Source organism: Nocardia acidivorans NBRC 108247, from assembly GCF_001625085.1.
GTDB lineage: Bacteria > Actinomycetota > Actinomycetes > Mycobacteriales > Mycobacteriaceae > Nocardia > Nocardia acidivorans.
Genome location: NZ_BDAW01000020.1, coordinates 37,710 through 59,138, shown reverse-complemented (window position 1 = coordinate 59,138; position 21,429 = coordinate 37,710). Strand labels below are relative to the sequence as shown.

General features: G+C 67.9%; 15 protein-coding genes and 1 pseudogene. 6 read left to right on the top strand and 10 right to left on the bottom strand.

From position 1 onward, the window contains the following. Positions 1-359: 359 nt before the first annotated feature. Together NA10_RS12820 and NA10_RS12815 are read left to right on the top strand one after the other, a co-directional pair. Complete coding sequence (locus NA10_RS12820) at positions 360-944, top strand: C40 family peptidase (RefSeq protein ID WP_067567779.1); 585 nt, start codon at positions 360-362, stop codon at positions 942-944. Positions 945-965: 21 nt separating this feature from the next. Then, complete coding sequence (locus NA10_RS12815; RefSeq protein ID WP_067567687.1) at positions 966-1,358, top strand: RNA-binding S4 domain-containing protein; 393 nt, start codon at positions 966-968, stop codon at positions 1,356-1,358. On the opposite strand, the gene NA10_RS12810 is transcribed toward NA10_RS12815, so the two are convergent. The 5 genes from NA10_RS12810 to NA10_RS12795 all read right to left on the bottom strand — a co-directional run bounded on the left by NA10_RS12810 (position 1,355) and on the right by NA10_RS12795 (position 7,631). Continuing rightward, complete coding sequence (locus tag NA10_RS12810) at positions 1,355-2,476, bottom strand: cation:proton antiporter (protein WP_067567685.1); 1,122 nt, start codon at positions 2,474-2,476, stop codon at positions 1,355-1,357. The two genes, NA10_RS12815 and NA10_RS12810, sit on opposite strands and share 4 nt — an antisense overlap. Next, a complete protein-coding gene (locus NA10_RS12805; protein WP_067567683.1) occupies positions 2,473-2,862 on the bottom strand; it encodes a hypothetical protein in 390 nt (129 codons plus the stop codon). The genes NA10_RS12810 and NA10_RS12805 overlap by 4 nt, the downstream gene beginning before the upstream one ends. Positions 2,863-2,869: 7 nt before the next feature. Beyond that, on the bottom strand, positions 2,870-6,034 hold the full coding sequence (locus NA10_RS12800) for an acyltransferase domain-containing protein (protein ID WP_169812570.1): 3,165 nt from the start codon (positions 6,032-6,034) through the stop codon (positions 2,870-2,872). Positions 6,035-6,262: 228 nt separating this feature from the next. Next, a complete protein-coding gene (locus NA10_RS36670) occupies positions 6,263-6,436 on the bottom strand; it encodes a type II toxin-antitoxin system VapB family antitoxin (protein WP_157556453.1) in 174 nt (57 codons plus the stop codon). A gap of 211 nt (positions 6,437-6,647) precedes the next feature. Beyond that, complete coding sequence (locus NA10_RS12795) at positions 6,648-7,631, bottom strand: NAD(P)H-dependent flavin oxidoreductase (protein WP_067567679.1); 984 nt, start codon at positions 7,629-7,631, stop codon at positions 6,648-6,650. A gap of 283 nt (positions 7,632-7,914) precedes the next feature. Between NA10_RS12795 and fadD5 the strand changes: the two genes are divergently transcribed. Further along, entirely contained in the window at positions 7,915-9,474 is a 1,560-nt protein-coding gene (gene fadD5 / locus NA10_RS12790) for a fatty-acid--CoA ligase FadD5 (RefSeq protein WP_067567677.1), read from the top strand. Between the two features lie 71 nt (positions 9,475-9,545). Here the strand turns inward: fadD5 and NA10_RS12785 are convergent, their stop codons facing one another. After that, a complete protein-coding gene (locus NA10_RS12785; RefSeq protein ID WP_067567675.1) occupies positions 9,546-11,915 on the bottom strand; it encodes a lysylphosphatidylglycerol synthase transmembrane domain-containing protein in 2,370 nt (789 codons plus the stop codon). 198 nt (positions 11,916-12,113) lie between these two features. On the opposite strand from NA10_RS12785, the gene NA10_RS12780 reads away from it, so the two are divergent. Beyond that, positions 12,114-12,740, top strand: a complete 627-nt coding sequence (locus tag NA10_RS12780) for a GDSL-type esterase/lipase family protein (RefSeq protein WP_067567673.1) — start codon at positions 12,114-12,116, stop codon at positions 12,738-12,740. Here NA10_RS12780 and NA10_RS12775 read toward each other — a convergent pair. After that, a complete protein-coding gene (locus NA10_RS12775; RefSeq protein WP_067567671.1) occupies positions 12,717-14,177 on the bottom strand; it encodes a threonine/serine exporter family protein in 1,461 nt (486 codons plus the stop codon). The two genes, NA10_RS12780 and NA10_RS12775, sit on opposite strands and share 24 nt — an antisense overlap. A 201-nt stretch (positions 14,178-14,378) precedes the next feature. Here NA10_RS12775 and NA10_RS12770 point away from each other — a divergent pair, with 201 nt between their 5' ends. Beyond that, positions 14,379-15,299 carry a LysR family transcriptional regulator gene (locus tag NA10_RS12770; protein WP_067567669.1) on the top strand — a complete coding sequence of 307 codons (921 nt, stop codon included), beginning with the start codon at positions 14,379-14,381 and terminating at the stop codon, positions 15,297-15,299. A 72-nt stretch (positions 15,300-15,371) separates the two neighbouring features. Continuing rightward, complete coding sequence (locus NA10_RS12765; protein WP_067567667.1) at positions 15,372-16,289, top strand: LysR family transcriptional regulator; 918 nt, start codon at positions 15,372-15,374, stop codon at positions 16,287-16,289. Here NA10_RS12765 and NA10_RS12760 read toward each other — a convergent pair. From NA10_RS12760 to NA10_RS12750, 3 genes and pseudogenes are all read right to left on the bottom strand, one after another. Next, on the bottom strand, positions 16,270-17,844 hold the full coding sequence (locus NA10_RS12760; protein ID WP_067567665.1) for a phytoene desaturase family protein: 1,575 nt from the start codon (positions 17,842-17,844) through the stop codon (positions 16,270-16,272). The genes NA10_RS12765 and NA10_RS12760 overlap by 20 nt on opposite strands. Positions 17,845-17,975: 131 nt before the next feature. Beyond that, positions 17,976-19,510 (bottom strand): annotated as a pseudogene (locus tag NA10_RS12755) (FAD-binding protein). Between the two features lie 208 nt (positions 19,511-19,718). Further along, positions 19,719-21,407 (bottom strand): cutinase family protein, encoded by a 1,689-nt coding sequence (locus NA10_RS12750; protein ID WP_373862367.1) that lies wholly within the window; start codon positions 21,405-21,407, stop codon positions 19,719-19,721. Positions 21,408-21,429: the final 22 nt, after the last annotated feature.

The window sequence follows — 21,429 nt, the reverse complement described above, 5'->3', positions numbered from 1 at the left end:
TTCGCCGAGTGCGAGTTAGCTAAATGGTAACGGGCATTTCGATCGGGTATATCTTCCCGTGATACGGCGCGCCGAACGCGAATTCGTGTATCTGCCGGGGGATTTGCGACTCGTCGCGCAACGCGCCGCGTGTGGGGTGGACAACGCGCGCTGGCAGTCGTAATCTCTTCGTGACTTAGCGGAGTCTGTCGCTTCATCGGAGAGGCGGCCCGCGGCGTTACCGGCTAGTCGGCGACGAACCACAGAAACGTTCGTCAGCGAATCGGGATGTAAGCAAGATCGGAGAGTGCGGCTCGGTGGGTAAGCACAGCATGCAGCGGGAATCTCGGGTACCGAATTCCGTGAAGGGCGCCATCGTCATGGGCGCTATGGCAGCAACGACAACCGGCGCGTTCCCGGCGATTACCGCCCAGGCCGCCAGCGTCGACATTCCGGGTATCGGAAAGTTCGACGTGCCAGACGATTTCGCACCCCAGGTGCAGCAGTTCAACCAGGCCGTCAAGGACTTCCAGACCAACGGCATCCCGCAGGTCGGCGTAAATCCCTCCCCCGGCCCCAATGGTTTCCAGCTTCCGGAGCTGTTCCCGCAGAAGCAGAACGGCCCCGCGCAGATCGCTCTGCAGGCCGCGCAGACCAAGGTCGGCGCGCAGTACTCCTGGGGCGCCACCGGCCCGTTCAGCTTCGACTGCTCCGGTCTGGTGCAGTGGGCCTACAAGCAGGCCGGAGTCGAACTGCCGCGCACCAGCTTCGAGCAGTCGCACGTCGGCGCGCCCGTCGCCTTCGAGGATCTGCAGCCCGGCGATATCGTCGTCACCAATGGCGGCGGACATGTCGGCATGTACGCCGGTGACGGCAAACTGCTGAACGCGGTCCAGTCCGGCACCCCCGTCTCCTACACCAACCTGCGCCCCGACATGGTTGTCACCGCGCGCCGCATCGCATAAGCCGCACGTATCGTGTAGCTCGTGACGTCAGCTCTTCCGAGCGAACCGGCCCAGGCCCGAGTTGATTCTTGGATCTGGGCCGTTCGTTTGTTCAAGACCAGATCCGCGGCGGCCACCGCCTGCCGCGCCGGCCACGTGCGCGTGAACGGTGTCGCGGTGAAGGCCGCGCATACGCTCAAACACGGTGACGAGATCCGGGTCCGGGTGGCCGGTACCGAGCGCATAGTCATCGTCCAGCGGCTGCTCACCAAACGGGTGGGCGCCGCGGTCGCCGTACAGTGCATGATCGACAAGAGCCCGCCGCCGCCCGATCCGGCCGTTGTGGCCACCCTGCCGCGCCGCGATCGCGGCACCGGCCGCCCCACCAAACGCGAACGCCGCGAAACGGATCGACTGCTCGGCCGCGAGAACTAGCGGGCCGCCGCCCGATTCGCGGCCAGCGCCGTCGCCAGCACCGTGACCAGCGCGCCGAGCATGAGCGCGGCCGGTTCCCCCGGTTCCAGCACATGCGATTCGGTGCCGACCGTGACCGCCGCGACCGGCACCCCGATCTGCGCCGACGCCATCACCCCCAACGCCATCGGCTGACCGGTGCTCCGCATGGCCAGATGCGCCAGTACCGCCGCCGCGCCCAGTGCCAGGCCCAGCAGGATGAGCCACGGATGGTCACCGAACTCGCGCAGATTCAGCCGCGCGCCCAACCAGACGAAGAACAGCGGCGTCAGGAATCCGTCACCGATGGCGAAGAGCTGCTTGGCAACCCGGCGCGGCTCCCCGATCGCCGACACCACCAGCCCGAGTGCGAATCCGGCCAGCATGATCGACACATGCGTCTTGGTGGCCAGCGCGCACAGCGCGAACAACAGCACCAGGCTCACCCGCAGCTCCAATGCGAACCCGCGCTGTTCGGACACCTTGTGGAAGCGATGCCGCAGACCCGAATCGCCCAGATACCTCAGTCCGAAGTAGAGCAGCACCGCGACCGCCGACACCGCCAGCGCCCCCAGCGCCGCGCGTCCCGCATTCCCGGGATCGATCACCAGCGGCAGTGCCACCACGCACGCCGCATCGGCCACGGCGACCTGAGCGGTCAACTCCAGCACGGCTTTTCCGGTCAACCTCTGCGAGTCGATGATCGGCAGCACCAGCGCCGCCGACGAGGAGGCGATCAACACCGCGTACAGCAGCCCGTGCCCGGTATCGAATATCGCGGCCACCCCCGCCCCGGCGATCACCGCGAGCACACCGACCAGCGCCGCGCGCAGCGCGCCACGCCCCAGCGCTGACCGAATGGTCGAATCCCGCATGGGCACATGGGTTCCCGCCACGAACATGACCACCGCGAATCCGATATCGGCCAGGAAGGTGAAAGTCGGATCCGCGGGGTGCAACACCCCGAATCCGGTGCTACCGAACAGGATTCCCGCCAGCAGCTCGCCCAGGATGACCGGAATCCGCCACTGGGGCCGCCACGCCAGCATCGGCCCCACCAGGCCCAGCAGCACGATCAGGGACAGCAGTTCGAAACTCACGGCAGCGACGCGATTTTCACCGGGATCCGAATGTTCTCGTCCGAGTAGTAGATCGCGCACACCCGGTGGTAGCCGTCCGCGATCTGCGCGGGCACACCGCGGCGGAAGTCGCCGCGCACCAGCAGGATCGGCGAGAGCGCCTTACCCGCCAGGATCTTCTCCAGATCGCGGCGCACATACGGGTTGTGCACGGGCAGAATCTCCAATTGCGAGGCGCGCAGAATGTCCTTGGCCTTACGGTGTGTGACCTTCGCGGCGCGCAGCTCCTCGATGACGGCGCTAACCAGTGCCGGATCGCCCAGCATGTCCAGGAAGTCGGACGCGGCCGGATAGTCGTGTTCGTCCGGTTCGTCCTTCCATTTCACTTGGATACTCGACTCAGCCATGCGGTCATCATTCCCGCGTGACCGGCGCGCCCCCTCCCGACACGCGGGACAGCGGCTGCCAGCCGACGCCCGAGAAGCCGATGGTGAAATCGGTGGGATCGGCGGCGGTCAGCTCGACCAGATGCCCGGCCGCCGTGCGATCCAACTCGTGGCCCGCGTGCACCACACCGCGGATCGGGGCCCCGCATTCGCGGATATCCTCCAGTGCCGCAGCCAGATCCGCATGATCGGCGACATCGCAGCGCACCACCACGATCCACTCCTCCATGCCCGCCAGGGGTTCGGGCAGGGCCCGCGGCACCCGGGTCAGCACGACGACATCGCGTGCGCCCGAGTCCAGCAGCCAGCGCACCACCAGCGCTCCCGAATCCCCGAGCCCGCCCGCCACCACGTAGGTGCCCTCCGCCCGAATCCGCACCTCGGGCATGGCCACCCCGACCCCGCGCGCCGTGACCCGCCGCCCCCAGCGCCGCTCCGGCGGGGCGCTGGTGACCGGGCCCAGCGCGGACCAATCCACCTGCCGCCCCTCCAGATACAGGCGACCGAGCGCCCGCAGCAGACTCGCCGCCTCATCCACTCGCGAGCCGGCCGCGTAGGCGGACTCCCGGAACGCCACCCGCTCGCGCACCACGGGGGTCAGCACACCGTGCGGACCGACCTCGAGCACGGTCGAAATCCCCGCTGCCGCGGCATGTTCCAGTGCCGCACCGAGTTCGACCGGTCCCGCCGCATTCGCGCCCCAGTAGGCGGCGTCCATGCTCGGCTGCACCGCCCTCGAACCGGAGCCATTCACGTCCGGACCACCGGCCGTCCGCGCGGGTTCGGTCGAATATGCCGGTCCCGCAGCATCTTCGCCCGACCCGGACCATGTTCCCGCGGCGTAGGCGGCCGACCCGGATCCGGTAGCGATGGCACTCGCGCCCGTGGCGGCCGCCCCGGAACCGAACCCGGCCGTGGTGGCGGCGGCCGATCCGGACCGGGTGGCGGTGGTGCTGGTGCCGGTGGTGCCCGCCCCGGATCCGGTGGCGGTGGTGTTGGTGCCGGTGGTGCCCGCCCCGGATCCGGTGGCGGAGGTGTTGGTGACGGCAGAGCCGGACCCGGACCCGGTTGTGGCGGCGGCCGACCCGGATCGGGTGGCGGTGGTGCTGGTGCCGGTGGTGCCCGCCCGGGATCCGGTGGCGGAGGTGTTGGTGATGGTAGAACCGGACCCGGGCGCGGCGGTGGTGGCGGATCCGGACGGGATGGCGGTGGTGCTGGTGCCGGTGGTGCCTGCCCCGGATCCGGATCCGGTGGCGGTGGTGCTGGTGACGGTAGACGCGGACCCGGGCGCGGTGGTGGTGGCGTAGGTGGAGGCGGTCGGCCCGGAGGCGGTGGCGCGTGGAGCGCCGGTCGCGGCGATGCCGGTGTCGGGCGCTCCGATCACCAGGCCCGGTCGGGTGGTCGAGAAGATCGGCAGTTCCGCGGGGAGTACGCGGACCTCACCCAGCTCCGTCACCAATTGCGGCGCGATGGCTTGTGCGCGTGGGGCATGCGGTACGGCGATCATGCCCGCCGCCGCGGCATCGGGGGTGATGCGCCGGGCGAAGATCGCCCGGCGGTGCGCCCGGCGCACCAGGGCGTCGATATAGCGCGCATCGCCGGAGACCGTGATCGAGTTCGGGCCGTCGATCGCCGCCACCCCGACCGCGGCGCGCATGGGTTCGATCAGTCGCCGAACCTCGGCGGGGGTGGCCTCCAGGACCGCCGCGGCACCCTCGGCACCCGTTTTGGCGAGCAATCGGCCGCGTGCCACCACGATTCGAGCTCCGTCGGCCAGGGTGATCGCACCGCCGACCACCGCTGCGGCGACCTCCCCGACACCGTGTCCGGCAACGGCATTCGCGCGCACCCCCCACCAGGCCAGCAGTTCGGCCAGGGCCAGCTGGAAGGCGAAGAGCGCGGGCTGGGCGAACTCCTCGCCGGACGCGCCCGTGGCGAATCCGTTGCGCGGGGTCCACACTCGCGGTCCGCCCGCCTCCACCACCGCATCGGTCGCCTCGGCCACGGCCGCCGCGAATACCGGATACCGGGCCGCGAGCGCGCGCCCCATGCGCGCGTGCCCGCCACCACCGGAGAACAGCAGCAGCAGCCCGCCGGGGGCCACCGGCTCGGAAATACCGATGGTTTCACCGATCTCGGGTGTCCGAGCCGATGCCGACAGCGCGGAACCCACGATGCGCCACTTCGCGCCGCATGAGTTGCATTCCGCCGCAGTGTCGTTGGCCGGGGCGGCGGGGGACTCGAGCCGCCGGGCGGCCGGTGTGCGGGCGGGCGTGGCAGCTGTCATGGCGGTGAGGTGATCGGCCAGCGCGCGGAATTGGGTTGCGGCGGTGGCGATATCACCGGCGAGAATCGCCGCGCGGGTGCGGTCCGGCAGCAGGCGGGCGGTGGCGGCGGCGAAATCGCGCAGGGTGGGGTAGGAGCCGACAGAGGCTGCGTACTGTCGCGAGAGGGCGTGCAGGGCATCCAGATCGCGTGCCGAGACCGGTATCAGCAGCGGCGGTTCCGCATCGCGGAGGTCCGGGTGCCGATGTGCGGCGGTGGTTTTCGCCCCCCTATCGGGCGTCTGCAGGACGATTCGGGCATCCGGGTCACCGGAGTGCGGGTAGCCCAGTCCGGTGGCCGTGAAGTCCGCGTAGCGGCGACTGCCGGTGCGGTGAGCGTCCCGGGTGCGTTGCAGGACCACGACGGTGGCCTGACCCGCGTCGGGAATCGCTATGCCCGAAATGCACTGGGGGAGTGCATTGTCCGGAAGCAGGGCGAGATCGGCCCCGCCCGCGATGACGAACGGCACCGACTCGTCGGCCAGCAGCCGGACCGCGGTATCCACCGCCGCCAGCGGTGCTCCTCGATCACTGGCGACCAGCAGGCTGGGCCCGCGCAGCTCCAGGGTGCGCGCGAGCTGATGCGCGATATTCAGCGAACCGCCGGGCCCGAATGTCGTTGCGGTGCCGAGCACCACGCCCGCGCGCGAGCCGGGACACAGATGCCCCAGACCGGAGTCGTCGAGGGCTTCGACGGCGAGTTCGAGGGTGACACGCTGACGCGGATCGAGTGCGGCGGCCTCGTACTCGGGCAGCGCGAACCAGTCGTTGTCGAAAGCGGTGCCCGTGACTCGACGGCCGACACCCACGATCGACACCCCCGGAAACGGGGCCGGGTCGTTCGATGCCGTCGTACTCTGCCGCACAGGAAATCCCTCCCGTGTCCGGCGACATGTGCGCCGAGGTACCTCCGGGCGATTGTGCCAAGATTTCGCCTCGCCCAGAATAGCTTTCGCGCAGGTGGGTCGGGGTGCGCGACATCGAAACACGAGTGCGCCCCGATGCCGGGAGGGCATCGGGGTACTCGCCGCGCCCGCCTAGGAGGCGGTCGCCGCCCGAGTGTGGATCGGATGCTCCAGATCGGCCGCCGTGGCATGCATGCTGAAGAATCGCAACGCTAGATTCACCGCGTCCTGTTCGGTGTGAACGCCCGAAATTGTCATCGTCCGCCGCAGCGCGTCATCGTCGAGATAGATACGAGTGATTGCCATTTCGGCACCTCCGCCACGTCGGACTGTCGTTAAAGCATGACGTATCGCGGGGCGCTCGACACCCGAAATGACCAGAGCCCTTGGCAAGAATTGCCAAGGGCTCTTAGCTAAAAGTGCCAAATGGTTTCGTGAGGTGGGGGTGACTCCGGGGGTACGTCCAGAATTGTGGTCGCACGGAACCACCGGCACGCGTGCGTGCCGGTGACGGCTCTCAGCTGGGCGCTGAAATCGCGGAGAGGCGGGAGAGCCCCTTGATGATCTCCTCGGCCTCGGAAACCATGCGGGACACCAGGTCCGCGCAGGTGGGGATGTCATCGATCAGGCCCTGGACCTGGCCCGCGGACCAGATGCCCGCATCCAGATCGCCCTCTTCGAATACCCGCCGGCCGCGCGCGCCGGCGACCAGATCACGCACATCCTCGAATTTGCCGCCGGCCTTCTCGATTTCGACGACCTTGCGGCTGATCTCGTTATCCGCCACACGCGCGGTGTTGTGCATGGTGCGGAAGATGAGCTGCGTCGCGCGCTCGGTATTGGCGACGATCTGCTCCTTCACGCTCTGGTGGATGGCCGACTCCCGCGTGCACATGAAGCGGGTGCCCATATTGACGCCGTCCGCGCCCAGCGCCAGCGCTGCGACCAGACCGCGCGCATCGGCGATTCCGCCCGAGGCGATGACCGGAATGTCCAGCGCCTTGGTGGCGGCCGGGATCAGGATCAGGCCGGGGACATCGTCCTCACCCGGATGGCCCGCGCATTCGAAACCGTCGATGGAGACGCCGTCGACGCCGATCTTCTGCGCCTTGAGCGCATGCCGGACGCTGGTGCACTTGTGCAGCACCTTGATTCCGGCGGCCTTGTAGTGCGGCAGGAACGGTTCGGGGTTGGAGCCCGCGGTCTCCACGATCTTCACGCCCGAGTCGATGATCGCCTGCATGTACTCCTGGTACGGCGGCGGGTTGATCGACGGCAGGATCGTCACATTCACACCGAACGGCTTATCGGTGAGCGTGCGCGCCTTCTCGATCTCCTTCAGCAGATCCTCGGGGGTGGGCTGGGTGAGCGCGGTGATGATGCCGAGGCCACCCGCCTCGGACACGGCGGCGGCGAGTTCGGCCCGGCCGACCCACATCATGCCGCCCTGCACGATCGGGTGCTCTACCCCGAAGGTCTCGGTGAACCTGGTACGCAGCATCGGCGCAGTCCTCTCATAGCCTCTCACAACTGGCTTTGATACTCGCATGGTTGCATATGGTCCTTCAACCCCGATGTGAGTCGGAGTTTGCACCTTTGGTGGCGGTTGGGCAGCTCACCTGGGGATGACCTCATGGCGATGCCTGGGTCATCAAGAGCAGTTTATGCACTCTGAGCTGCTGATTGAATCAATGATAAACATCGGCTGGAACCTTCTCTGTAACCCTTGTCACGCCAAGAAGTTAGTTGCTATTCTCACGAGCGACCAGACGGAAGGACACAGCATGACCACAGGTCTCCGGCCGCTCGACGAGCCGACCCGGTCCAGGCGCAATCACTGGGTCAACCAGGTCGCCACGCATGCGGCCATGCGACCCGACAGCGTCGCCTTCCGGTTCAAGGGCGTGGACACCACGTGGAGTCAGCTGCACGAGCGTTCGGAGAAATTCGCCGACGCGCTCGCCCGTCGCGGGGTCGGGTTCGGCGACCGCGTGCTCATCCTCGCCCTGAACTACACCGAGTACATCGAGGCCGTCATGGGCATCAACGCACTCGGGGCCATCGTGGCGCCGGTGAACTTCCGGCTCACGCCGCCGGAGGTCTCCTATATCGTGGGCGACTCCGGCGCGAAGGCCATCGTCACCGATTCGCTGCTGCAACCGCTGGCGGCGGGCGTCGCCGGACAGGCGGCCGGTCTCGACACCATCGTGGTGATCAACGGCCGATCCGGGGACGGTGTGCTCGGCTACGAGGAGGTGCTCGCCGAGGCGGGCGAACCCCATGCGCCGCTGGACATTCCGGAGGAAACCCCGGCGCTGATCATGTACACCTCGGGCACCACGGGCAGCCCCAAGGGCGCGGTGCTCTCGCACGCGAATCTGAACGCGCAGGCGCTCACCTGTATTCGCGCCATGGAGATCACCCCCGAATCCATCGGATTCTGCACCTCACCGCTGTTCCACATCGCCGGATTGGGCAGTCTGACACCGTATTTCATGCTCGGCGGCAAGACCGTGCTGCATCCGCTGGGCGCGTTCGACGCCACCGAATTCCTCGACGCCATCGAGGCCGAGCAGGCCACCGCCGCATTCTGCGTACCCGTGCAGTGGCAGCTCATCTGCGAGGAGCCGACCGTCAAACAGCGCAAACTGGCGCTGAAGGCCCTCTGCTGGGGTGCGGCCCCCGCCTCCGACACGGTCCTGCGGGCCATGGCCGACTGCTTCCCCGACGCTTTCAATGTCGCGGTCTTCGGCCAGACCGAAATGTCGCCCATCACCTGCGTTCTCGAAGGCCGCGACGCCCTCACCAAGCTCGGTTCGGTCGGCAAGCCCATCCCGACCATTCAGGCCCGCATCGTCGACGACGAGATGAACGATGTCGAACCCGGCACCGTCGGCGAGATCGTCTACCGCGGCCCCACCCTCATGCAGGGCTACTGGAACAAGCCCGAGGCCACCGCCGAAGCCTTCCACGGCGGCTGGTTCCACTCCGGCGATCTGGTCCGCGCCGACGCCGACGGCTTCATCTACGTCGTGGACCGCAAGAAGGACATGATCATCTCCGGCGGCGAGAACATCTACTGCGCCGAAGTGGAGAACGTCCTGTTCGCCCACCCGAAGATCCACGAGGCGGCGGTAATCGGCCGCGCGCACGAGAAATGGGGCGAGGTCCCGGTAGCGGTCGTCGCACTCGTCGAGGGCGTCGACACCCTGACCCTCGAAGAACTGGAACCCTTCCTCAACGAATCCCTGGCCCGCTACAAACACCCCAAAGAGCTGGTCATCGTCAGCGAACTCCCCCGCAACGCCAGCGGCAAGGTCCTCAAGGTAGAACTCCGAAAGTAAGCACGATGTGCATGTGGTGACGCAGGACCCTTCTCGACCAATCCCTGCCCCAATGCATGAATGTCGTTGTGTCAGATCATGTCGTTGGAGGTTAGCCAGCGCATGATGGCCCAGCCGCAGAAGACGGGGAGCCAGCAGGTCAGGACTCGGTAGAGCAGGACCGCGGGGACGGCTATGGTCGCCGCTACTCCGAAGGCCGCGAGACCGCCGATGAGGGCGGCTTCGACGGCGCCTACGCCGCCGGGGGTGGGGGCGGCCGAGGCGAGGGTGCCGCCGATCATGGTGACGATGGTGACCGTCACGAAAGTCGTACTGCCGCCGAAGGCTTCGATGCTCGCCCAGAGGGCCAGGGCCATGCCCAGGGTGGTGGTGGCGCAGCCGCCGACGATCATGGCCAGGCGTCCCGGGCGGCGCGCCAGGTCTTTGAGCTGTGCCAGGACATCGGCCAATTGGGGGCGTACCTCGTGGACCAGCCAGCGGCGGATCTTGGGGACGAACATGGTCACACCGAGCAGGCCGAGCAGGGTGCCGGCTACGAGGTAGAGGATGGTCGCGCTCGGGACGAAATGCGACAGGTTCGTCGAAACGCCCGCTGCCACACTGAAGAACACCAGCAGCACCAGGTGGGTGACCACCTGGATGGTCTGCTGTAGGGCCACCGCCGCGGTGGCGCGCACCGCGCCCAGACCGCTCTTCTGCAGGAAGCGGACGCTCAGGGCCAGACCGCCCACACCCGCGGGCGTGGTGGTCGCGGCGAAGGTGTTGGCGACCTGCATGAACAGCAGGTTGCGGAAGTTGACCTCCTCGGAGGCGCAGGCCCACAACGCCATTGCCGCACCCAGATAGGTGAGCGCGGAGACGGCCAGGCCCAGCGCAGCCCACCACCAATTCGCCTGCTGCAGTTCGGAGAAGAAGCCGGGCGCGGCACTGATGTACGGGTACGCCACGTACACCAGGCCGATCAACAGCACCAGCTGGATGATCTGATTGCGGGAGAATCGGGTGATGCGCGCGGCCTCGATCTTGTCCTGATCGGTCTGCACCGCCACCTCGTCACGGGTGGCCTTCATGACCTCCCCGACATTGGGCACCGCCTTGCGGACCTGTTGCGGGATGGCGGTTTTGGTGAGCCGCCGCGAGGCGCTCAGCACCCGCTGCGGACCCATCAACTCCAAGGCGGTGCGCACGGCGGTCTCGGGCCCGAACAGCGCCGCCGAGGTGAGCAGCAGCTGCGCCACATCGGATTGGAATCGCACGTCATAGGTGCCGAACTCGGACATCATGAAACCGCTGAAACGCACGTCGCCGTCCACGATCCGAATATCCTCGGCGCGCAGATCGCCGTGCGTGATCTGCCCCTCGTGCAGTGTGCCCAGCGCCTGCCACACCTTGACCAGCATCTGCTCACCGTGTTCGGCCGCGAGCGGCACCCCGCGAGGTTCGGTGTGCGCGTACATCATCCAGCCGCGATCCAGTGCGGCGACGGTCAGCGGACGATTACTGCCCAGCCCGAGATCCCCGATGGCGATACCCATGAGCGCGCGATGCTCCACCGCGCGGCGCATGGAGCCGAAGAGCGTCGGATACTCACCGGGCCGAATCGTCAACCAGCGCCGCAATTGTCGCAGCGCACTGCGGCTGCGCTGGTTCTGCCCGTACATCTCCACGATCAGGGGATCGGCCTCGGTCTTGGCCGAGAGCACCAGCGGCCCGCGCCCGGCCGGGCGCACCACCTGGAAGGCCGTCACCTGGAAACCGCGCCGCGCCAGCACCCGAACGGCCGCGTCGAGCGGAACCTCGAGCGTGGGCGTGCCGACCACCAGCACGATGACCGCACCCACCAGCCAGCCCACCGCCAGCCCGAGCAGTGCGCGCGCGGGCACCACCAGCGAGACCACCAGGTGGATGGGCACGAATGCCAGCAGCAGCGTCCACCACCAGCGCCGCCAGCGCGCGGGCAGCCACGGGCTCGCCACCGTCAGCGTGGCCGCCAGCATGGCGATCCAGCGCGGATCGTCCAGGAACTGCGACAGGAAGGTATTGACCTGCTCCGGCTCGGACAGATGCCAGCGCGGCGCGCTGAATCCGGTGCCGGTGATGGAGAACAGCAGCAGAGCGATCAGGCCGGCGGACAGGAAGCCGCCCAGCAGCTTCCACTGTCCGCCCCAGATCAGGCGCACCAGAATCGCGAACGGCAGCGCCAGAATCGCGATCCCGTAGAGGATGTAGACCAGATTGGACTGCTCGGGCGTGAGGAATCCGACGATTTCGGAGACCGAGCGCTCCAGGTTCTCCCACTGCGGCCGGGTGATGAGCGAGCCGGTGATGACGACGGCCGTGAAGACCGCGGACAGCACGACGCGCAGTATGTCGCTGGTCCGGCGGGTCCTGGGCTGCAGCAGGCTGCCGGAGACAGGAACTTCCCGTCCGTCGACTCGCATGTCCTGTGGGCGCTTTCGGATCGTGGGAACGACTGCGGTCCCATGGTCGGCTCGGGGCGGGCCGTGCCGCCGGCGGGCACGCCGACTTTCCAACCCGCCGGTTACCGTAACCCGTCGCCTCCCCCGATCGGGACGTCCCCGCCCGCCACGCCGTCATGTCGTGTCTGTTTTTCCTGCGTGCCGTGAAACCATCTGCCCGTGGTGCCTGATCTTCGTGTGTGCTTTCTGGGTGAGTCGTTGGTCGCCGGGATCGGTGATCGCCAGTGTCTGGGCTGGGCCGGTCGGCTCGCGGTCCGCGCCATCGCAGCCGGACAACCGCTGAGCTACTACAACCTGGGCGTTCGCCGCGAGAACAGCACCGAACTGCGCGCCCGCTGGGAGGCCGAGTGCACGCCGCGGCTACCCGCGGGGGCCGACTGCCGGGTGGTGATCTCCACCGGCGTCAATGACACCCAGTTCGAGAACGGCCGCGCCCGCGTCGATCCCGCGGTGTCGATCGAGAACCTCACCGCCATCCTGCGCGGCGTGCGGGAAAAGGGCTGGCCCGCACTGGTGGTCGCGCCACCGCCGAATGTGGACGAGGATCACAATCGACGGCTGCTGGCTCTGGATGCCGGTTTCGCCGAACTCTGCGACGCCCTCGAAATGCCGTATCTGCGTGCGCACCAACCCCTGCGAGAGAATCCGATCTGGATGCGCGAGGTCGCCGCCACCGACGGCTACCACCCCGACGCGCCCGGCTATGACGAATTCGCCGCGCTGCTCGCACCGCACTGGCTGCGGTGGCTGGCCGATCCGGACTCAGGGCCTGCGGCGGTCCGCTGAATGCCGCCCGGTATCCGGACCCAGGAACTGCTCCACCATGGGCGTGATCTGCGGTGGCCGCTTGGTCGCCAGACCCGAGCCGACCAGTACGCCCAGCGCGATGGCCAGCACCGTCAGCGTGGTCGTCACCAGCACGTGCAGACCATTGGCATCGGACTCGGCCACCAGCTGCGATACCCCCGCGAAGCCGATACCGCCGGGCACCAGCATCCAGAAGGCGGGCAGGAAGGTCACCTGGGTGGGCGGGGCATTTCGATTGCGCTGCACCAGATATGCCGCGGGCACCGCCACCATGCCGCCCAGGAACGAACCCAGCAGACCGCCGCCGATCTGCACACCCAACCGCTGCGCCGCGAATGCCGCGTACAGCACCACCAGCAGCCAGAGCAGCGATTTCGGCGGCGCGCTGGCCCGCCAGGAATGCCCGAGTCCGATCAGCAGCACACCGAGAACCGGCGCCCACCAACCCAATTGATGCAGGTGCTCGGGGGTGCCGACGCGCTGCGAGCCGAGCAGCTGCAATCCGATCAGGACGCCGAAGGCCAGCAGGAACAGTTTGTTCAGGCCGTAGATGGTGCGACTCGCACCCGCCACCATCGATCCGGTCGCCAATTCGATGGACCCGTTGGTGAGCGTCGCGCCCGGCAGCAGCGTGGAGACGCCCGGCACCAGCAACTGCTGCGGATTGCCGCCGCCCAGCGCGTGCGGAAATCCGAAGGCCAGCAACGTGACCGTGCCACCGGCGAGCACCGGCAGACCCAGTGAGATCAACGGCATCCGGTCCGCGAGCAGGATCAGCAACTGCACCACCAGGCCGATCACGATATATCCGGGTAGCGCGTCCGCGGTCGGATTGAGCATGAGCCCCAGGCCCGTGGTGAGCACCACATTGCCCAGCAGCATGAGCCATACCGCGGTCGGCGGCGGCGAATCGAGGATCACGGCCAGCGCCAGCGTGGCCTTGGCCGGCGCGGGCACCGTGTGTTTGATCTCGTCGATGAGTTTGTAGAGCGCGGCGATCTGATCCAGTCGCAGCGTGTCCACATTCGCCTCCAGCAGATCCACGGCGCTACCGCGGGAATCGTGCACGCGCACGAAGATGCCGGTGGGCAGCACGAAGAAGTGCACTTCGTCGGCGTCGTAGCGGCGGGCCAGATCATCGAGAATGCGCTGCACCTGATTGGTGGTCTCACCGGAGGCGATGAGCGCCACGCCCATATGCCGCAGCAGATCCAGCAGATCCGCCGAGACCGGCGGCTCCTGCGGTTCGGGCGCGTCCTCGGGCAGATCGAGCGGCACCGCGCTGACCCGGCGTAGCCAGCGATCCATGGAGCCGGCGGCGCGGCGGGTGGCGCCGTAGAGCCGCCCGCTCATGGGGCGCGGGGCCGGGACCATGCGGTGCTGGGGCTGATGTGGTTCGGGTTCGGTGGGATTCACCTGCCTCCTTCCGCCCGGAATCGAGACAGCTATCGTTTAGCTAATTCACCCTAGCTCGCCCGCTTCCACTAATCCGGTTCGCCTCACGGCCGTCATCTGCGAGCATGGGCACTGTGCCGGAACCGCGAATAGCATCCCCGGCCGTCCCGGCCGCTGACGCCGGGATGTGCCTACGGGTTGCGCCGTCCATAACCTGATTGCATGGATATCGACACGCGACTGCTGCGTTACTTCCTGGCGGTCGCGGAGACCGAGTCCCTGCCGCTGGCGGCGCAGCGGCTGCATGTCGCCCAACCGGCCCTGGCCACCCAGATCAAACAGCTGGAACAGCAACTCGGCGTCGAGCTCTTCATCCGCTCACGGGCGGGCTGGACCCTCACCGCGGCGGGAAAGGTGCTGGCCGAACGGGTTCCGGGCCTGCTCGGCGCCTGGGACCACATTCTGCGCGATACCAAGAGCGATGCCAGCCGCGCCGCCCGCCTACTGCGCCTGGGCTGCGTCAACAGCGCCGCCGACGGGCATATCCCGGAGATCATTCGCGTCTTCCACCGGCTGCATCCGGACTGGCAGGTCGATATCCACCAGGGCGGCTGGACCGACCCCACCGCCGGACTCGACGAGGGCGATGTCGATGTCGCACTGCTGCGACTACCCTTCCCCGGCCAGGACGGGTACTACGTGCGCGAACTCTTCACCGAACCGCGGTGGATCGCGCTGCCGGACGATCATCCGCTCGCCGAACGCGAGGACATCGCCTTCCGGGAACTCTGGGATGAGCCCTATGTCGCCTCACCCGCCGAAACCGGCTGGTGGCGCGACTACTGGATGGGCCTGGACTCCCGGCCCGCCGACACCGCCATCATCGGGGCCATCGCCCGCAATACCGAGGAGTGGCTGCGCGCCATCGCCAATGGCTATGGCGTGAGCTTCACCCCGGCCTCCACCGCCGCCGCGAATCCCTATCCGGGCGTGGTGTTCCGCCCCGTGCACGGCATCGGACAGACCCGGGTGGCGCTGGTGTGGCCGGACGCCTCCGAGGCGGATCCCATTGTGCGGTACTTCATTCGGTGCTGCACCGACATCATGGGACAGCAGGCCGGGGACGGCCGCCGCACCTCCTAGCGGCGCGGCCCCGGCACGGCGTTCGGCGGCACCGGATTCCGGCCCCGGAATCGGCATTCCTAACCTGGTCGAATGGACATCGACACCCGGCTGCTGCGCTACTTCGTCGCCGTCGCCGAGGAGGGGCATGTCACCCGGGCCGCGCAACGGCTCTACGTGTCCCAGCCCGCGCTGACCAAACAGATCAAACAACTCGAAAACCAGCTCGGCGTGGAGCTTTTCACCCGCTCGCGCACCGGCATGACACTCACCGAACCCGGTCGCGTCTTCGCCGAGCACGCCCCGGAACTGCTGGCCGGGTGGGATCGCATGCTGCGCGCTACCAAGAGCGGTGCGAGCAGGGCCGGAAAGGTGCTGCGGGTGGGGTTCATCGCCAGCGCCGCAAACGAATTCACGCCCGAGATCGTGACGGCCTTCCGGCGCGCGCATCCGGGGTGGCGCATCGATATGCGGCAGACCGGCTGGACCGATCCCAGCGCCGGACTCGCCGACGGGGAGGTCGACGCGGCGCTGGTGCGATTGCCGTTCCCGGGGTATCACGGCTATCGGATCCAGGAACTCTTCGCCGAACCGCGCTGGCTCGCACTGCCCGCCGATCATCCGCTCGCGGCCGCGGCGGAGATCGACTTCCGATCGGTGTGGGATGAGCCGTTCGTCGCCTCACCACCGGAGAACGGCTGGTGGCGGGACTTCTGGATCGGCACGGACGCCCGGCCCGCCGGTACCGCGGTGATCGGCGCGATCGCCCGCAATACCGATGAATGGCTGACGGCCATCGCGAACGGGTTCGGACTCAGCTTCACCCCGGCCTCGTCGGCGCGCTACTACCCGCGACCCGGTATCGCCTATCGACCGGTGCGCGGCATCGGGCCCAGCCGCGTCGCGGTGGCCTGGCCCTCCTCCGCCGAAACACCGCCGGTGGTGGGCGATTTCATTCGCTGCTGTGTCGAGGTGTGCGCGGAGAGTTCGCTCACGTCAACAACGCCATAGCGGCATTGTGGCCGCCGATGCCGCTGACCCCGCCGCCTCGGATCGCACCCGCGCCGCACAGCAGGATATTGCGGTGCGCGGTGGCCACCCCCCAGCGGGCGGCGGATGAGTCGTCGGAATCCGTTGGCAGATAGGGGAATTCGAGATCGCGGTGGAAGATGTGGCCGCCGGGCAGGCCGATATCGCGCTCCAGATCCACCGGCGATTTGGCCTCCAGGCAGGGATTGCCCTCGGCGTCCAGTGCCAGGCAGTCGCGAATGGATTCGGCCAGCACCGAATCCAGTTGGGCGAGAGTGGCTTCGACCAGTCTGGCCTTCGCGCCCTCCGGGTCGGCCTCGAAAAGTCGTGCGGGGGTGTGCAATCCGAAGAGGGTTAGGGTGTGCGCGCCCTGTGCGCGCAACTCCGGTGACAGGATCGAGGGGTCGGTCAGGGTGTGGCAGTAGATCTCCGCGGGCGGGGCGGCGGGGAGCTGTCCGGCGGCGGCCTCCCGGTACGCCAGGGCGAGTTGGGAACTCGACTCGGCGATATGGAAGGTGCCCGCGAAGGCATCGACCGGATCGACCGAGGTGTCGCGCAGCTTCGGCAGGCGGCGCAGCAGCATATTGATCTTGAGCTGCGCGCCCTCGGGGCGCTCGGCGGTCTCGCTCAGCAGCCGGGCGAGTTCGTGGGGCGCGGCATTGACCAGCACGTTCCGCGCGATGACGGTGCCGGTGCGCGCTTCGGTGGTGAAGTCGACTTCGGCGGTACCGCCATCGGTTTCGAGATGGGTGACGGCACAGCCGGTGACGATCTCCGCCCCGGCCGCCCGCGCCGCCGTGGCCAGCGCGTCGGTCAGCGCGCCCATCCCGCCGACCGGGACATCCCAGTCACCGGTGCCGCCGCCGATCACGTGGTAGAGGAAACAGCGGTTCTGCCGTAGCGACGGGTCGTGCGCATGGGTGAAGGTGCCGATCAGGGCGTCGGTGAGGACCACCCCGCGCACGGTGTCATCCTCGAACTCCCGCTCCACCCATTCACCCAGGGGGCGTTCGAATATCGATGCCCAGAGATCGGAATCGGCTACCGTGGAACGCATTTCGGCACGCGTGGGCAGCGGTCGGGTGAGGGTCGGGAACACCCGCCGGGCGAGTTCGGCGGTGCGACCGTAGAAGTCCTGCCAGGATCGGAAGTCCTTGTCCGAGCCCGTGACTCGCTGAAAGCTGGCTCGGGTCCGCGCCCGCGACCCATTGTCCACCAGCAGTCCGCCCGCACCCACCGGGGTGTAGGAGGAGATGCGGCGTTTACGAGTCTCGAAGCGCAGCCCCAACTCTCGTACGATCTGCTCCGGCAGCAGGCTCACCAGATACGAATACCTGGACAGCCGCGCGTCCACCCCCGGGAACACCCGGGACGAGACGGCCGCGCCACCGGTATGGTCCTGCCGCTCCAGCACCAGCACCGACCGCCCGGCCCGCGCCAGATACGCCGCCGCGACCAGCCCATTGTGGCCGCCACCGACCACCACCACGTCGTATCGCGCCCGCAGGGGCACACCCGGGGCCGTCTCGTCGCTCATGAACCGACTCTAGGCCAGCGGGACGCGCCACCCTCGTCATCCCGGCATGCTTTCGGCCGGGATCCACACCCCACGGCTGCTGCCTCCACGGTGTGGATCCCGGCCGAATACGCGCCGGGATGACGAGAGGGTCAGCGGCTCGCCATGTCCAATGCGGCCAGGTGGCTGAACAGCACCGACGTGCCGATCGGGTTGCCGCCGCCGGGATAGGTGGTGCCACTGGGCGCGGCCATGGTGTTGCCCGCCGCGTAGAGACCGGGGATGGGTGTGCCCGCCGCGGTGAGCACTCGTCCCACCGTGTCTGTGCGCAGCCCGCCCTTGGTGCCGAGGTCCGAGATGCCGAAGGCGGCGGCGTGGAACGGACCTTGCGCGATCGGGGCCAGCGGCGATTCACCATTGGAGAAGGCGCGGTCATACGCCTCGTCACCGCGGCCGAAGTCCTCGTCCACGCCCTCGGCGGCCTGCTTGTTGAACCGCGCCACCGTGGCGGCGAGCGCCTCGCCCGGTACGCCGATCTTCGCGGCCAGCTCCTCCAGGGTGTCGGCGGTGTGCCAGAGTCCGGCCTCGACGTACTTCTCGGTCTCGACCATCGGCACATTGCTGGCCTTGATCGGCGGCACCCCGCCCTCGGCGTCGTCGTAGATCATCCAGAACGGCAGGCTCACCGAACCGCCCTCCATCCGCTCGATGATCTCCCGGCCCAGCCGGTCGTACGGCGCGGACTCGTTCACGAACCGCTCACCGGCCTGATTCACGAAAATGCCGCCGGTGAACCACAGTGCGAACGCCGCCCGGCCATCCGGATGGATCAAACCCGGCGACCACCACGCCTGATCCATCAGATCGGTATCCGCGCCGACGGCCATACCGGCCTCGTGCGCCTTACCCAGATTTCCCACGGCCCCATGGTGTCTCGTGCGACCCCAGGAACGCCGAAACGCTGCCGCAGTGCGTCATTGCCCTCGAAACCGCCCGCCGCCAACAGGACTCCGCGGCGAGTGCGAATCGCGGTGCGTTCACCCTCGTGTTCGACGATCGCACCGACCACCGCGCCGTCCTCGACGACCAGCTCGACCAGCGCGGTATTCAAGCGCAGGGAAGCACGGGGGTACTTGGCCATTGCCAGCAGGAAGCGGCCGACCAGCGCGCGCCCGCCGATCAGATAATCCGGCCGCGGATCGCCATGGCGATCGGTGGCGAGCGGTCCGCGCACGGATGCGCTCAGCTCGCCGAGCTTCGCGGCGGCCAGCGGCTTGGGAATGATGTGCCGCTTCCCGTCCAGCCGCGCCTTGGGCGCCTTACCGTAGTAGTCCGGCCACGGGAACATCTGGAACGAGATGCTCGGATCGCTCTCCAGATACTCGATCACCTTCGCTCCGCCGCGGACATACGCTTCCTGGAGTTCGGCCGGGGTGCGATCGCCGACCACGGCCCGGTAGTAGGTGAGCGCGTCCTCGAGCGTGTCGTCCACCCCCTCGCGCCGGAGCACGGGATTGCACGGGAACCACATTCCGCCGCCACCCGAATACGAGGTGGTGCCGCCGAACTTCTCGGTGGCCTCCACCAGCAATACCGTCAGCCCTTCGCGCGCCGCCGTATACGCCCCGGCCAGGCCGCCGCCCGACCCGGCGACCAGCACATCGACCTCATTGTCCCAGTACGTCACCACACACTCCCTGCTATCGCCTCTGCTCGACGGTAGGACCGGATCGGGCGCGGGCGCACCGGAATGTCCCGATAGCCAGGAATCGGCGAATCGGCTGTCGATTTCGTCAGTCGGGGTGATACCCGCGGTATGAAGCCGGGTGCGCATACGACTGCGGGGCAGGTGATGGATTCACCTGCCCCGCATCGTGTTCGGTCGAGCTGGTCGGTCAGTGGCCGCCGGTGGTGGTTGTCGTCACCGGCGGGGTGGTGGTCGTCGTGGTGGTCGGGGCCGTCGTGGTCGGCACCGTGGTGGTGGGCACCGTCGTGGCCGGGGCCACGGCGGCGGCCGGATCGGTGGTCACCGGGGCGACGGTGGTCGGGACCGTGGTGGTCGGGGCCGTCGTCGTGGGAGCCGTGGTGGTTGTGCCCGAGGTGGTGGGTGCGGTGGTGGTGGTGCCCGAGGTCTTCGACGTCGTGGTGGTCGAGGACGGGGTGGCGGTGGTGCTGCCGGTGGCGAGGCCGGTTTCGGGCTTGGCGGCCTTGTAAGCGGCGGCGAGGTCGGCCGGTTCGGGCTTGGCGTTGGTGGTCACCGGTTCACCCTTCTGCGCCTGCTGGGCGAGGTGGGTGAGCCAGGCGGCGGCGTATTCGGCTGAGGTCAGCGGCTTTCCGTTGGACTGGTCGGCGTCTTTCCAGTAGTCGAAGTGGTGGCCGGTGTGGTCGGGGCCGAGGGTCTGCTGGTACGGGTCGCTGAGGATGACGGGGATCGTATTGGTGTTGGTGACGATCAGACCGACGATCTCGTTGAAGACCTTCTGCGGCAGGTAGGCCAGGGGCGACATGTCGTTGGTGGCGACGCTGTCGGCGGCGGCCACGGGGGCCGCGGAGGCCTGGCCGGGCTTGTAGCCGGGGGCGGAGACCTTCAGCAGCACCTGGAGGAAGGTTTCATTGCTCTTCATCCAGTTCGGGTTGGACCCGATGTACTGGAAGGCGTTCAGGGCGATGTTACCGAGTTTGACGGCCACGTCCTGACCCGTTGCGGGCGTGAGCCCTTCGTTCTGCAGGGCGTCGATATTGATCTGCCGGCCGACGTTGATGGCCAGCTGCAGCAGCGAAATGTTCTGCGGCGCGGAGCAGGTGAGGTCGCCGTCGGAGCAGAAGGAGGCGATCTTGCCGTTCAGCTTGCCGAAGTCGCCGCCGGTATCGGGCAGTGCGCCCTGGCCGCCCGCGGTCTTGCCACCGAAGTTGGTGCCGAAGTTGTCCGGGTGGTTGGGGTCCTGCGCGCCGATGAAGGTGCCGTCGCCGGCCTTGCGGCCCGGGTCGGCGAGGATGACGACGCCGAGCACCTTGTCCGGGTCGATATCGGTCTGCGAGTTGCCGATCGCCATGGCGACGCGGCGGACCACGTCCGAGCCCTCGCTGTAGCCGACGATGGAGTACTTGGTGTTCGGGCACACCGAGGAGATCTCCCGCATGACCCGCTCGGTATTGGCGACACCGGCGGTGACGGCGGCCTCCTCCGAGTTCAGGTTGGCCGGGTACGCGATGTAGATGGCCGCGTTCGAGTCCGAGCCGACCGCGTTGCTGCCCGCGTTCACGACCGGATCGAGCCATTCGCTCTTGTGATCACCCGAGAGCGCGGCGGGCAGTTCATTGCCGTTGGCGTCGACCAGCATGGCCGTGGTGCCGGAGACGGGTGTGTCATTGCGCCCGGCGACCGAGATGGTCACCATGTCGTGGCAGTCGGTGACCGATGAGGTGAGTTGTGTTTCCGTGGTGCGCGACGAGGAGGTGATACCCCAGGAGGCCGCGACGGCTACGACAAGTCCCAGCGTGGCGAGTGCCGCCACGGGTATCGCGGTGCGGCGATTCTTATTGAGGTAAGACCAGATGCGCGCAAAGAAGCTACGAAGAGCCAATGTCCCGGTTCCCATTCCCATT

Bases quoted from the DNA above. Each gene is read 5' to 3' on its own strand.
- NA10_RS12820 (WP_067567779.1), top strand. From the start codon at position 360: ATGGGCGCTATGGCAGCAACGACAACCGGCGCGTTCCCGGCGATTACC.
- NA10_RS12805 (WP_067567683.1), bottom strand. From the start codon at position 2,862: ATGGCTGAGTCGAGTATCCAAGTGAAATGGAAGGACGAACCGGACGAA.
- NA10_RS36670 (WP_157556453.1), bottom strand. From the start codon at position 6,436: ATGGCAATCACTCGTATCTATCTCGACGATGACGCGCTGCGGCGGACG.
- NA10_RS12795 (WP_067567679.1), bottom strand. From the start codon at position 7,631: ATGCTGCGTACCAGGTTCACCGAGACCTTCGGGGTAGAGCACCCGATC.
- fadD5 (WP_067567677.1), top strand. From the start codon at position 7,915: ATGACCACAGGTCTCCGGCCGCTCGACGAGCCGACCCGGTCCAGGCGC.
- NA10_RS12785 (WP_067567675.1), bottom strand. From the start codon at position 11,915: ATGCGAGTCGACGGACGGGAAGTTCCTGTCTCCGGCAGCCTGCTGCAG.
- NA10_RS12770 (WP_067567669.1), top strand. From the start codon at position 14,379: ATGGATATCGACACGCGACTGCTGCGTTACTTCCTGGCGGTCGCGGAG.
- NA10_RS12765 (WP_067567667.1), top strand. From the start codon at position 15,372: ATGGACATCGACACCCGGCTGCTGCGCTACTTCGTCGCCGTCGCCGAG.
- NA10_RS12760 (WP_067567665.1), bottom strand. From the start codon at position 17,844: ATGAGCGACGAGACGGCCCCGGGTGTGCCCCTGCGGGCGCGATACGAC.